The organism is Sapientia aquatica (assembly GCF_004358105.1).
Lineage (GTDB): Bacteria > Pseudomonadota > Gammaproteobacteria > Burkholderiales > Burkholderiaceae_D > Solimicrobium > Solimicrobium aquaticum.
Genome location: NZ_SMYL01000015.1, coordinates 43,748 through 56,890 on the forward strand (window position 1 = coordinate 43,748; position 13,143 = coordinate 56,890).

Sequence of the window (13,143 nt, forward strand, 5' to 3'; positions counted from 1 at the left end):
TAAGGCCGGTATTTAGCAAACCTTATCGACCACCCTGCAACAAGGGCGCCAAGGCTTGCTCTGCAGCGGTTTTACTTAATTCGGCAGCGTCTAAAATGTCCAACGCCTGCAGCACTTCATTCTTGCGCGCAGGGTCAACTAGCACCGCTTGATTGGCGGCTAACGAACGCAATAGCTGCGTAGTAATCCGGTCTAACTCAGGGCGGATCGTTTTTGCTAGATCCGGTGCATCGGCGAATTTGCCGGCGTGTTGCGCCGTCCATTTGGCAAACAAATCGCGCTGCACGGTTTTCGACGCTTGAATCTGGGCGCGAAATACCGATTCAACGAAATTACTAGCGAGATTGAACTCAGCGCCTTGTTTTACCGCCGCTTGAATCACTTGCTCTTCGCGCGCCAAATCTTCAATCGGTGCTTGCACATTCCACTTCGCCCGCGCCACCGCCTCGGCCAACAATAAACGCTCGTCCACGGCGCGTCGCAACGACTCTAAACCCCACGGAAAATAAAGCCAACGATCCATAGCCTTTTGCACTGAACCATTAGCAATCGACAATTGCAACCAGAGATTGATAACCGTTTGAAGCTGCGCATCACGCGGCAGCAGAATCGCTTTTTCTGAATGATCAAACGGTGCCTCCGGATGAATCGCACACAATTCGGGATGCAAATGTTGCTGTAACTTAGTTTCGATTGCATCGGTAATCATCAGGTCAGCTTGCTGGTTGACGATCTGATCGAAAATCGACACATTGTCTGGATACACAGTGAGCTGAGCATGCGGTGCATTGGCCTTGGCGAAACGTTCGTTAGTGCCGCCAGGATTGACGATCAAGCGTACATCGGCCTGATCAATCTGCGCCAAGGTTTGAAAGCGCGCACTGTTTTCGCAACGCGCAATCGGGGTTTTGCCATCGCGTAAATAAGGAATCGAGAACTGCGCCACCTTCTGCCGCTCCGGTGTAATCGAGACCCCAGAAATCGCCAAATCAAATTTTCCCGCGCTAAAATCCTGCATCAAACTAGGCCAACTCGTCGGCACCAGCTGCAACTTGACGTTTAAGGCTTGCGCCAAGCTCGCGGCCAATTCAATGTCAGAACCGATAAAATTATTGCTCTTTCCAATCCGAAAACTAAATGGCTTGTAATCACCGGTCGTTCCAACACGCAAAACACCGCGCGCTGAAATATCGTCAAGGCGACTAGCAGAACTTGATTGCGCGCTTGCAGCGGTGCTCCAAGCGATTAGCCCAATTAAGGCAAACAATTGAATGGCAAAGAATCGAATTAAGCGATGCATAGTAGTTCCTCGGTGTTTCTACATGAAGTAAAACGAATTAACGTAATCTCAACCGGCTGTGGGAAATTGATTGATCAGAATTTTACGATCTCTGGCGACCAGTAAAAAAACCAACGCAATCACCCACAATACCGAAACCATCGCCATCGAACCAAATCGCTGCATCAACAAACCCGTTGCCGCTGGCCCCACGGCGCTAGAAATATTCCACGTCAAGCCAATTAAGCCTGCAATGCGCAACAACGACGTGCCACCGAACTTATCTCCTGAAGCCACCATCGACAACGTGTAAATCGCACCAGAAAAACCGCCCAAGCAAAAAAGATATAAGGCCCAAACAATCGGCAATTGCAGCGCCCAGTGCAGTAGCGGCAACAACAGACAAACTGCTAACCCACAAAGGCGATGAATGCGCGCGCGTCCAAAATGATCCGACATCCAACCGGCAACATATTGCAGGCTTGCGTCGCCCGCCAAAACAATAGTCGCCGCAGTCAAAGCGCGGCTTTGCGAGAAGCCAGAATCTAACGCGACCAACGGCAAAAAACCTAAGATGATGCTATCAAACGAAGCAAAAAAAGCGACCCCAGCAATAATGATAGAACCACGTCGCACAACGACAAACCACGGCAGTACTTGCTCCGCAGGATTGCCCACATTTGCATCCGTCGGGCTTGATGTTTCGACATGCGCACGGGCGTCGTCCCTAGCAATAAATATGGCAGGAATACCCAGCATAAACAGCGCACCAAACAGTAAAAAGGCCGTCTGCGGAAAGCCCGACACCCAGTCTGTAAACAACGGCCCAAGAACCTGAAATAGCGTAAAGCTTGTCGTATAAATCGCCACAACCCGCCCGCGGTGACTATCGCTAGGCAGCACGTTAATCCACGATTCACCAATTAAAAAGAGCGCTGCCATCGACACGCCAAATAAAAATTGCAGCATCAGCCAGCTTGGAATCGACACAAAAAACTGCAAGGGAGCGATCGACAAGGTCGCCAAAATAAAGCACCCAATCATAATCTTGCGCCGCCCAATTCGCGCAACCACCGAAGGCGTTAAAAACGTGCCACACACGCCACCCAAGGCCGAAGCAGCAATCATCCAACCCACCACATTCGGCCCAAATCCACGCCGGGTTAATGCCAGAGCAGTCAACGGCAAGGTGCAACCCAAGCCGATGCCAACGATGGCAATACTAAATGTCACGGCAAAAAAATCCCGCCAAGCGCCTTTTTCGAGCATGTTGTTCTTTAGGTGATTACACTATTTTGCTGGGATGTTGACTCAATGTTGACGGTTAGCTGATGTTGATAAAACGTCGCATTAGCCCACTCAATTAGCACAGCATTTGTCGCTATGAATGCACTGATTTGGTGATTTTTAATTTCATTAGCATTTCATCTCACTCATGCAGCAGAGATTCATTAAAACTTATTCGGATTTACATGTCCGAAAAGCCAGTAGTAAAAAAATCCCCATGAGCTAAATCGGGATGACATTTAATGCCATCAAGAATAATTCGTCAAATTAATTTAAGCAATCGCTGCCGCTATAAGCGATGTACAGCGGGTATTCGCTACAAACAACCTATCCTAAGGGAATTGACGAATTGCCATTCATACACCACGCTATAAACATCGCTTAGCAATCACTTGGATTTAAAAAATATGGCTAAAAGAAGAAAACAAAAAGGATTAATTCACGCCGCCTTTGCCCTCCCTTGGTGGGTAAGCGTTGTCTTTGGATGTGCAGGCTTTTTTATATTCAATTGGATACTGCCATCATTTTTCGTCCGTAATCAATTTCTGTTTCCACTAGCGCCATACCTGCATTCTGTCGCGCTAGGAGTGTTGGTATTTTTCGGAATTCTAGCAACGCTTGGATTTATTGGTGCTAAGTTACGCGTCGATAAATCTGAATCCACTTCCAGACTAACCACCCCAAATACACCACGAAAACACCAAGATAGCAGCAATTCATCCGATCAAGTTCGCCCAATAGTACAACCGCACATCACCGATTCGAACCAAATAAGCAACCCAGTCCGCGCATGGAATTTAGCAGGACTTCGAGCATTAGAATGGAAGCGTTTTGAGCTACTCACCGCCAAATATTACGAACTGCTTGGCTTCAAATCAGAGACTATCCGGTGTGGCGCAGATGGTGGTATTGACGTTAAATTATTTAAGGGCGATTTAACTCAGCCTATCGCTATCGTTCAATGCAAAGCTTGGAACACCCCATCGGTGGGCGTAAAAGAATTACGCGAATTGCTTGGGGTAATGACGCACGCCAAGGTTAAACGTGGCATCTTTATCACCACCGCGACATACACCAAGGATGCCATCGCCTTTGGCGCTACAAATCCAATTCAGCTATTGGATGGCAACAGTTTTTTAGAAAAAATTACAGCTTTATCCGAGCAACAGCAAATAGAGCTATTGCAGTTTGCCTTTGAAGGTGACTACAGCACGCCAACTTGCGCGTCTTGCGGCATTAAAATGGTGCGACGTGATAGCAAGCGTGGCGCGTTTTGGGGATGCGTAAATTATCCTCGGTGTCGGAGTAAATTCCCACTTTCACATCAAGATAGAACCGTGACGATATAGCGTATGTTTTCTATAAAGCTTCTCGATGTTAAATAAAGCTCAAAAATTCCTACAAAATCATCCAGTTAATTCTTACGATGTAATTAGTCAATGAATCAGTACATCCCATTTCATTTTCATCCCTTTTCTCACTGTCCGCGCTTTTTAGTTTTTGATGTACTAACTGTCTTGATCATTCAGCGACAAATGCCGAATCAAAGTTAAATCAATACGTTTAGAGCAGTACATTTCCCAAATCTTGTAAGCTTTAAGGACAGTCCAATCAGTTTCGTTTGCAGAACCGATATCTGTCACCAATTCAAGCAGATCTTTCGGTAGTGCCGACAATATAGCAATTTGACCAAAATGGGCTGGATCAATAAAAGTCCGTTACATCGAAACGAACTACCTCCATTCGCTACTTTGGCTGACTAACGGATTCGATGATTTGATTTGATTTGGACATATAAAAGTTAAAAGCAACAAATGCTCGAATCATAATAAATTTCTGCTGCCAATGGACTCGTCCGATATCCGTGAATCACCTTAGGCCCCGAACCCGGAATTAATATTCTCCCCGCAAAACGCTACTTTCAGTAGTCCTTGCAAGTGAGCTCGTTTTCCTGATTGCGAACTTTCCCCGGTCGCTTTATCTTAACAGTGCATTTTTTATCGGACTCATTATTTAAAATCCTTTTCGATAACATTATGTCGGAGTACAAGTAGCGACATACCATCCAGTTTTCTTCGCCCTTCCATAATATCCAACTTACTTCGGTCTCATTATCAGTATTCGGTACAAGAGTCGCCTGTTTTTGCGGCGGTCCGGCCACGATAGATATTTGATAAAAATACGACTTGCTAGGAACAGACACCGATTTCCAATCTATAACGTCATTCGTCAGAGTGCTAGCTGTTTCAATTTTTTCTGGGCAAACAAACGACTCCGCCTTACAGCATTGGAAAACCCAAAATACGGTCATAAGAAAAAATTTTAATTTATTCGATAACATAAAAAGTATCTCCATTATTACTTCTGCTTTTTGCCTTCGACGAATTAAATTGAATTTCTCTCGGTAATACACCACCCTGAGCTTTCCATTGATCTAAGACTTTAATCGAATTTTCATCCTTCGAAAGAAAAATTGCCGCGTGTTTACCCAAAGGATCGGTCGGATATTTTCCTTCGTCATCAAAAGTAGCAATCGCTGTTCCCGGGAGGATTTCACCTTGAATCGCATCTTTCACTCTCACGCCCCTTTTCCAAATAGATGTATTCGGTGCTCCGGTAGTCTGGCGTACAAACTCCACACATTCAGTATTGCCTTTTGCATTGGTATATTTTTTAGCACCCTCAAACTGTTTGGGATTTTCAACACCTTTTAGTACATAAGCCATTTAATCCTCCTTAACAATCTACATTTTTCTTAATATCAAACGCAGCGGTGACAACTCCGCCACTTCCGCCTTGCGCGTTTTGCAGGATGTATTCCTGCGTCACTTTGGCAAAGTACAAGCCAACTTGCTCGAATACGCCCTCTTCGTTACCAATCGGATTGACCTTAGTAACGATGACATCCGACATAGTAATTTGTAGAACTCAAGTGGACTTCCGCCAGCTTTGCGGACGGTCAACTTTGCATGCGCTATATGATTTCCGGTAAGGCAGAATTTCGTTAAGTTAGGTGAAGCGCGGTCAACTTGATGCCAGAACAGCAGATCACCGACAGCAGCTTTACCTGCTCCACCGCCACTGCCCGAGTGCATATTGGACGCTTGCTCAATCGACCATTTCCAATCCGACACCTCAATTTCATCTTTGTGTTTGGCATCATTGGATTCACCTGCGATTCCATCGATTTTGATAAATATGTCACTCGCCATTTCATCTCCTTCGCAAATATATTTAAATGAACAAATAGCTTAAAAATTAATTATTTAGTTACACCCATTTCTTAATAGTTCCGCCGAAAACGCTTATCCAGCACAATTGATCTTGATTAAATTGAGTCCACGATTTTTTTGACATGAATATGCATTACAAATAAAACCCAGGATATTTGACGCTGCGTCGCAATTCAGGCAGGCTTTGCACTTCATCTAAATTCACACCGGCAGCTTTTTTGTCGATATTGAAAAAAGTCATTCAGCAACATACCGATCAGCCCCTTGAGCACAAATAAAATAACGAACCATGACCAACCCAAGCTCCCCCACTTTCGCCGACATTATCGCAGCAGCACAACGAATCGACGGACACGCGCACCGCACTCCTGTTTTAACTTCTAAAACCGTCGATGAAGAACTTGGTGCTACCGTTTTTTTTAAATGTGAAAATTTTCAGCGCATGGGTGCATTTAAATTTCGCGGTGCGTTTAATGCGTTGTCTCGGTTTGATGCGCAACAGCGCCAAGCGGGAGTGGTGGCTTTTTCATCGGGTAATCATGCTCAGGCGATTGCGTTGTCGGCGAAGCTGTTGGGCATTCCTGCGACCATCATCATGCCGCAGGATGCGCCAGCGATGAAGATTGCGGCGACTAAAGGGTATGGCGGGAACGTGGTGACCTATGATCGCTATACCGAAGATCGGGAAGAGATTGGACGACGTTTGGCGCAGCAGCATGGGATGACCTTAATTCCGCCTTATGACCATCCGGATGTGATTGCTGGTCAGGGAACGGCGGTGAAGGAATTGATTGAGGAAGTCGGTGCGTTGGATGCGCTGTTTGTTTGCTTGGGCGGTGGTGGCTTATTAGCTGGATCGGCTTTGTCGGCGCGGGCTTTGTCGCCGGAATGCAAAATTTATGGTGTTGAACCTCTGGCTGGAAACGACGGGCAGCAATCGTTTCGCTCCGGCAGCATCGTGCATATCGATACGCCCAAAACTATTGCCGATGGCGCGCAAACTCAGCATTTGGGCAATATCACCTTCGACATCATTCGCCGCACCGTTGACGATGTCTTGACTGCGACCGATGAAGAGCTGATTGATTGCATGCGCTTCTTCGCTGCACGCATGAAAATCATCGTTGAGCCAACGGGCTGCCTCGGCTTTGCAGCGGCGCGGCAAATGAAAACTGAATTGCGCGGCAAGCGCGTTGGTGTTGTAGTTAGCGGCGGCAATGTCGATATTGCACGGTTTTGTGAATTGCTCGCCAACTAAACATATCAATGATCATATTCGAGGTGAGCAGCGCTAAATAATGGCTAATCTGTGCGTTATAGCCAAGGTCTTTCGGTGCTAACAATCCCACTTTTTTTACTCTCGCAGCAGCCACGCGCTGCTCGACCCACCAAGGTGGAATACAGTCATCCCAAGGCATTAAAGCATTACTTTGCCAAAACTGAACTCGGTAAAATAAAGCGCTCCCGAGCGGCTTATTTAGAACGACTTATTTACGGTGAGGGTGAAAATACTTCGTCCACAAAAGGCGCTTTCTACAATTGTTCTGATCTTGCTTAACCGCCCCACGGCAGCGCTGGGCTACTGGTGTAGCCTAGCGTTGGGTTCCCCAGTGATCGCGCTTGGTTGCTAGGCAGTCGACGCCAACTTCATCTGGTGTTTGACTGATTTGCGGGCACCTATTCCTTACCGACTTTGCTTAAATTGGAGGTGATTACTATAAATATTGGTCAAGTCTTTTATCGTTGCCGCGATTGTTAGGATGATTTGCGATTTGAGCATTAATGTCACATTTAACCCGGCGCGAAATTCGACAGCCGAGTTAACCGATGCGGGATTGGATCGGTCACTCGGATAAGGTCACGCATCGAAAAGTTATCATGCGTTCTCATGTGGCAATAAAGTTATTGTCGCGATTTGATTAGGGCATTTTATCGTCACAGTATATTGATGAATTTACCCGCAGAAAACGTCAATTCAGATGCTTTTACTATCCAGGTCAGAAAATAATCGAAATGAGTCATTTATTGGTATCGTCAAGATCACCATTTGCAACCCGTGTCTGTTACGGTCTCGTACAACAGCGGAATGAGCAGCAGCAAACTGGGAGTGGGCGAGACATATTTAGTGCGGCAATCGACTCTGGCCGCACGCGCGATATTCTGGCCTAGTTTATCGGCTTTGAACGATAACGTATTGCCACTTTCGGTCGATGAGTTGGGGAATGCCCGATGCTGGGAACCGACTTGACTCGGTGGCCCAAGCAATTCGCGCAGCGCTTTTTTTGATAATTCGAGATTGAGCGGTTCAGGCTCAAGTTCAGTTGCAATCGCGTCTTTTTCTGCCGGTTTTTTTGGCGATTTTTCTGCGCTACTTTGTTGCTCCACTTTTTTCTCTTGCACGCAAACTAACTGCTCTTTTGCACAAGCAGGAGATGTGATAACCATGTTTTTAGAGTCGGCCAAATCACCCGCCCAACTGAATACTGGCAACGTGGCCGCAAGCACTATTAATACTATTTTTTGCATGCATACACCTTAGATAAATTTCCGAATGTCGTACTTGATTTAGCTTGATGCTTTAGCCGCCGCATGACGTACTCGAGTTTTGGCAACCACACCGGAAGGATCGAACAAGACAATATACTCAGCCTCGCCCAATGAGCCTTTGCCCAGCAAGGCAAACTGCGCTACCGCTCCAAAACTTAGGCTTGTGGCGCGGTCATCTTTTAATTGGTACACCCACACCTCATAGCCACTATCAAATTGAATTACTCGATAGCGGCAAATGCTATTACACCGACTTTGATTAGATCGAGGGAATAACGGCTAATCGTCCAACGACTCAGACACGCAATTAGCATCGACATCAAGGGGGACGAAATGAGGGTTTTCATCGTTGAGATAAAGATAGCTTTGGTTTGATAAAGCGGCGACGTGCTTCCGTCTGCGCCGCTCGGTGGTTAATTGACCAAAAGCCTAAAGCCTGTCCACGATTTTGTATATGCCCTATTTAGGTACTTTTTACTACGCTCGGGGTTAGTGAAACGTCCGATGTGCACTTTTTCCGACGATAAAGCAAGCGCAGCAGGATTTCATTACAAGAAAATCATAACTTACTCATCACGTTATTTGAAAGTTTGCGTCCCATCGACACCAAACAACGCTGAGCGGTAAACACAGTTAAGGTGATGTATTGGCTATCGGGAAGACGATATAAAAACAGGAACCTTGCCCAACGACCGAAGTAAATCCAATGCTGCCGCCCATGCGCTCGATTAATTCGCGTGAAATGGCGAGGCCTAAACCTGTGCCGCCGCGTTGGCGCACATCGGACGAATCCACCTGCGAAAATTTTTGAAATATCCGTTTGTGAAATTCGATCGGAATCCCCGTACCCTGATCGGTGACCGTGATTTTTACTTGATCGGTACGCTCTTCGCTAAATTGGCAATCAATCTGTACTTGACCGCGATCCGGTGAAAATTTAATGGCGTTCGAGAGCAAATTGGACAGCACTTGCATCAACCGTTGTTCGTCGCAGCGCAGCCTGATGTGGGTGAGTTCAGGTCGATCAATGAAGACGAGATCGATTTGGCGTTCGCGTTGATAATTGCGATTATCTTCAATCGCTCGTTTTAGGATAGGTACGACCGCATGCTCACGCATATCAAACGATACTTTGCCCGCGGCGAGTTTATCCATGTCTAACAAATCGTTAATGATATGCGTGAGCCGCAAGCTGTTACGGTGCGCGACGCTGACCAATTGTTCAATTTGGGGAGGAATTTTTCCAAAGACCTCATTGACAATCAAAGACAACGAACCAGCTATCGAAGTTAGCGGGGTGCGTAATTCGTGGTTTACGGTGGAGATAAATTCGCTCTTCATTTTCTCCAAACGAATTCGATCACTGATGTCGTGAAACGTGACGATAATTTGCTTTAGATTTCCTTCGTCATCTTTTTCTGGGAATGCCGCCACGCTCAGCCACACGATAAATTCGCGCTTCGGGCTATGGATTCCTAGAATGCTTACATTCAACGGCTGCTGTGACGCCATTACTCGGCTAACAGGATAATCAGCGACGTCCATTGCTTGACCACCTTCGTTCAAAAACCGCCAAGCAGGATCGATCGCCACTTTGCCCAGCATCTGGTCAAGACTTAGCTCAAGCAATTCCGACGCGCGCGGATTGCTAAACGTGACGGTGGAGTCAGGCGCATGAACAACAATGCCGACGGGAAGATTGTGCAACAGTCGCTTTTGCTTCTCTTCGAGCGCTTGCAAAATTTTGTTTTGGCGCTGTTGTTTGGCTAATGCCGCCTCGACCTTTTCTTCGGCCAGTTTGCGCGCGGTGATGTTGTTATGGGTAATGACGAAACTGTCGTAGCCCGTCATTTTGACGATGGTCATCATGAACCATTTTCGCTCGACCGGACTGTGACACGGATATTCATGATCAAAGCAATCAAGCCGACCGGCGATCACATCTTTGAGCCCATTCTGCAGTCGATTGATATTGGGATCTTGTTGCGTTACTTCGCCTTCGCAAGAGTGAAAGTAATTAACTCCAATCCAGTCTTTGTCGACGCCATTTTCAAGTCCGAACTGCTTCCACGCATTATTGGCAAAAATAATCTTACCAGTTCTGTCGATCACAACGATTTCTTGCTCAACAGAATCTAAAATAGCAAAAGAGAACTCCTCCAACTGATCGTGAACTTGAACAGCCATGACATCCTTCGTGCTGAAATTGGAGAGATGACAACTCGCTACGCAATGCATCAACCGCCAGCGCTGTATTGAGTAATTGTTAGCCAAACCGCGCAACTTGGCGCTAACGATTACTCGCAATCCAACACAAATAGCGAACTCTACTGCGTGCGTCGTCTACCAATTTATACGTTCAATTTCACATTGCAAGTTAGAAAAAATTCGTTACTCGTCATGCATGACTAGCTGCTAAACTTTCTTTTAACCACCATGCAATTCGAGCAAGAGGATATGCACTGATTCACCGCGTCTAAGGCGTTAATTGTTAGCTAGCCTTGGCAATAGCGTTGTGGGCTTGGCGCAATTGAGTCCATTTGGGCGCCAATTTGATCGCCTCTTGATACTTTTCTAGCGCCTCGCTTTGCTTGCCCTGTTTCAGCAACACATCGCCCCACGCTTTTAGTGGATCGGCCCAATTCGGGCCTTTTTGATTCGCCAATTGAAGCTGTTCGGCGGCGTGAGGCAAATCACCATGTTTTAGGTAGGCTAAGCCATAGGAGTAATAGCCCGAGGGAACGCTCGGTGCTAATTTGATCGCTTGGGCGTACGCCGCTTGCGCTCCAGTCCAGTCGTTGCGCAGGTCTAGCACATCACCCTTAAAGCGCAGGCAATCGGTAAAGGTATCGATGCCAACCACACGCAGCGGGCCGGTTAAGGCGGCATCGGCTTTACTCGACTGACCAACCTTTTCATACACGGGCGCGGCATAGCACATTAAAAACGAATTGCTGGTTGAGACTTCGGGATGGGTGTATTCCTTCGAAAATTCATCCCACTGCAATGCTGCTTGTTGCAGTTCGCCATTTTCTTCGGCCAGCAAGGCCTTGGCTAACGCAGCAATGGCGACATCTGCTGCATTGTTTTGGTCGATTGGTGTCGTCTTAATGCGCAATTGCGCTGATTCGACATCGTGCAACAGCGTCTCCGTTTGAGCGACTTGTAAGTTGGCTGAACCGGCCAAGCTGGCAAAAATGCCGACCCCATCGTTTGATTCCATATCAGCTATCGCTTCGGTCCGAACGGCGTTTAAATCCCATAAAAGTTGATCGTAGTTTTGGTACATTGTCTCTTGTGCGCGACCGGGACGACCGCCCGCCATTTTGATCATTAATTCGCCCTCGCGCACTGCAGCTTCTTCTTGGCCCATAATCCACAAGGCATAAATAATATTGTTGTAGCCGCCCCAATAATCGGGTTTTAAACGCACGGTCTCGCGGTACAACTGCAAGGCATCTTTCATGCCATTGATGCCGCCCTTGCCAGCGATGGCGTTACCCCAACTGTTGAGCACATAAGGCCGTTCGCTGGCTTCTACTTTGCCGTAAGAGGCTTGGGCAAATTGGATTGCATCGTCGTTACGTCCCGCATTGGTTAAGTAGTTCGTCCACAAACCCGGTTGCGATTGCCCGTAAATATATTCGCTGGCTTGGGTCAATAATTTATCTAAATTGCGTGATTCATCGGTGAAGGTTTTGGCCAGTATTCCGGTGCCGCGCACGGTCAAGGCGAATGCCCCATTTTCCGCCAACGTCACGTCGCCAGTGATATGTTGATCGTGACCAAATCGAACTTTTAAGGCCTGTTCTAGCTGACCAATCGACATACCGGTTTCAGGTACTTCAATCGCAATGTCATTGGTCCAAGCATTAGAGAGCGAACGCCGCAGCGCGCTGGTGCGGGTGGCAGCCTGAATCCGCGAGAGATTATCCAACAAACCGTTGGCGACAATTTTACCGCTGGGAACTTGGGTAGCGAGATTGGGCGCAATTTCAAAGGCATCAATCACGACACTGCGGGAAAGCACAGCGTCGTGCAGCATAAACGCGACAAACACGCCAATCGCGGTGGCAACGCACGCGAGAAAAATTTGAAACCCAACTCGCAACCGAATCCCAAGTCGGCGGACAGTTTCTTCGCTGATTTGATTACGTAAATGGGTTAAGCGCAAATGATGTTCATCGTGCAGCAACGTCGTTTGGGTCTGCACGTGCTTGGACTGCACTTCCACATGCTGCGCTTGGACTTGTAAAAAATTAGCCACTTCACGCGCAACTTCAGGACTGTAGATCGCGGCCTGATGCGCAATGGTGGCGGCAAATGGATCGACTGCATCAATTTCACCGCCCAGTAGCGGCGGCTCTGAACCTTCTAGTTCGGCGTGTTCCCCTTCATCGCCTAGGAATTCATCTATTTTTATTTCAGCCATGCTGGTGTCCTATCAATGCTGGTTGATGTCCTTACTTCCCTCATTTACGTAGCGAATTAATCATTGTGGTCGGCGCTAAAGTAATTTCAAATCGGCGTGCAGTTGCGCGAGATTTAAATGATTCGCCCCACCCGCTTCTTTCAGTTGCTGCGGAAAGATTGCCCACGCTTCTTCGCCGTAGGTGTGCCACCATTCAAAGGTCATTTTTTGCACCACGCCCCAGGTCACAACATAAAAAGGTTCTTCAGACTTTTCTGTGGGTTAAGAGTACGCTATCGCGCAGGTTTAGCCAACGGAGAGCGCGATGGAAAGCAAAGATTTGTATCAGGCGTTGCTGGGGATGCAAGAGCCATGGACGGTTAAAG

At 47.2% G+C, this 13,143-nt stretch carries 11 protein-coding genes and 2 pseudogenes; 2 read left to right on the forward strand and 11 right to left on the reverse strand.

Annotation, left to right across the window (positions count from 1 at the left end):
• Positions 1-22 precede the first annotated feature (22 nt).
• The 3 genes and pseudogenes from aroQ to E2I14_RS17860 form a co-directional block, all read right to left on the reverse strand.
• Complete coding sequence (gene aroQ / locus E2I14_RS19995; RefSeq protein ID WP_227544789.1) at positions 23-523, reverse strand: gamma subclass chorismate mutase AroQ; 501 nt, start codon at positions 521-523, stop codon at positions 23-25.
• Positions 497-1,300, reverse strand: a pseudogene (locus E2I14_RS20000) (transporter substrate-binding domain-containing protein); the annotation flags it as partial. The gene aroQ and the pseudogene E2I14_RS20000, both read right to left, overlap by 27 nt.
• A gap of 48 nt (positions 1,301-1,348) precedes the next feature.
• Positions 1,349-2,548, reverse strand: coding sequence for an MFS transporter (locus E2I14_RS17860; RefSeq protein WP_133331067.1), 1,200 nt, complete (start codon positions 2,546-2,548; stop codon positions 1,349-1,351).
• A gap of 605 nt (positions 2,549-3,153) precedes the next feature.
• On the opposite strand from E2I14_RS17860, the gene E2I14_RS17865 reads away from it, so the two are divergent.
• Entirely contained in the window at positions 3,154-3,915 is a 762-nt protein-coding gene (locus E2I14_RS17865) for a restriction endonuclease (RefSeq protein WP_165967889.1), read from the forward strand.
• 572 nt (positions 3,916-4,487) lie between these two features.
• Here E2I14_RS17865 and E2I14_RS20005 read toward each other — a convergent pair.
• The 3 genes and pseudogenes from E2I14_RS20005 to E2I14_RS17875 all read right to left on the reverse strand — a co-directional run bounded on the left by E2I14_RS20005 (position 4,488) and on the right by E2I14_RS17875 (position 5,778).
• Positions 4,488-4,922, reverse strand: coding sequence for an STY0301 family protein (locus E2I14_RS20005; protein WP_406675722.1), 435 nt, complete (start codon positions 4,920-4,922; stop codon positions 4,488-4,490).
• The gene (locus E2I14_RS17870; RefSeq protein WP_133331071.1) at positions 4,894-5,292 is read right to left on the reverse strand and encodes a BPSL0067 family protein; all 399 of its coding nucleotides are present in this window, start codon (positions 5,290-5,292) and stop codon (positions 4,894-4,896) included. The genes E2I14_RS20005 and E2I14_RS17870 overlap by 29 nt, the downstream gene beginning before the upstream one ends.
• 10 nt (positions 5,293-5,302) lie before the next feature.
• A pseudogene (locus E2I14_RS17875) lies at positions 5,303-5,778 on the reverse strand (Hcp family type VI secretion system effector).
• A gap of 310 nt (positions 5,779-6,088) precedes the next feature.
• Between E2I14_RS17875 and E2I14_RS17880 the strand changes: the two are divergent.
• Entirely contained in the window at positions 6,089-7,057 is a 969-nt protein-coding gene (locus E2I14_RS17880; protein WP_133331073.1) for a threo-3-hydroxy-L-aspartate ammonia-lyase, read from the forward strand.
• Between the two features lie 782 nt (positions 7,058-7,839).
• On the opposite strand, the gene E2I14_RS17885 is transcribed toward E2I14_RS17880, so the two are convergent.
• The 5 genes from E2I14_RS17885 to E2I14_RS19845 all read right to left on the reverse strand — a co-directional run bounded on the left by E2I14_RS17885 (position 7,840) and on the right by E2I14_RS19845 (position 12,982).
• Entirely contained in the window at positions 7,840-8,325 is a 486-nt protein-coding gene (locus tag E2I14_RS17885) for a hypothetical protein (protein ID WP_133331075.1), read from the reverse strand.
• 39 nt (positions 8,326-8,364) lie between these two features.
• Entirely contained in the window at positions 8,365-8,538 is a 174-nt protein-coding gene (locus tag E2I14_RS19385) for a hypothetical protein (protein ID WP_165967890.1), read from the reverse strand.
• Positions 8,539-8,979: 441 nt separating this feature from the next.
• Entirely contained in the window at positions 8,980-10,533 is a 1,554-nt protein-coding gene (locus E2I14_RS17890; RefSeq protein ID WP_165967891.1) for a PAS domain-containing sensor histidine kinase, read from the reverse strand.
• A gap of 304 nt (positions 10,534-10,837) precedes the next feature.
• A complete protein-coding gene (locus tag E2I14_RS17895; protein WP_133331079.1) occupies positions 10,838-12,778 on the reverse strand; it encodes a tetratricopeptide repeat protein in 1,941 nt (646 codons plus the stop codon).
• Positions 12,779-12,853: 75 nt separating this feature from the next.
• A complete protein-coding gene (locus E2I14_RS19845; RefSeq protein ID WP_264757064.1) occupies positions 12,854-12,982 on the reverse strand; it encodes a hypothetical protein in 129 nt (42 codons plus the stop codon).
• Positions 12,983-13,143: the final 161 nt, after the last annotated feature.

Excerpts from the sequence above, each read along its gene's own strand:
- aroQ (WP_227544789.1), bottom strand. The coding sequence starts at position 523 with ATGGATCGTTGGCTTTATTTTCCGTGGGGTTTAGAGTCGTTGCGACGC.
- E2I14_RS20005 (WP_406675722.1), bottom strand. The coding sequence starts at position 4,922 with ATGGAGATACTTTTTATGTTATCGAATAAATTAAAATTTTTTCTTATG.
- E2I14_RS17890 (WP_165967891.1), bottom strand. The coding sequence starts at position 10,533 with ATGGCTGTTCAAGTTCACGATCAGTTGGAGGAGTTCTCTTTTGCTATT.
- E2I14_RS17880 (WP_133331073.1), top strand. The coding sequence starts at position 6,089 with ATGACCAACCCAAGCTCCCCCACTTTCGCCGACATTATCGCAGCAGCA.
- E2I14_RS17885 (WP_133331075.1), bottom strand. The coding sequence starts at position 8,325 with ATGCAAAAAATAGTATTAATAGTGCTTGCGGCCACGTTGCCAGTATTC.
- E2I14_RS17870 (WP_133331071.1), bottom strand. The coding sequence starts at position 5,292 with ATGGCTTATGTACTAAAAGGTGTTGAAAATCCCAAACAGTTTGAGGGT.
- E2I14_RS17895 (WP_133331079.1), bottom strand. The coding sequence starts at position 12,778 with ATGGCTGAAATAAAAATAGATGAATTCCTAGGCGATGAAGGGGAACAC.
- E2I14_RS19845 (WP_264757064.1), bottom strand. The coding sequence starts at position 12,982 with ATGACCTTTGAATGGTGGCACACCTACGGCGAAGAAGCGTGGGCAATC.
- E2I14_RS17860 (WP_133331067.1), bottom strand. The coding sequence starts at position 2,548 with ATGCTCGAAAAAGGCGCTTGGCGGGATTTTTTTGCCGTGACATTTAGT.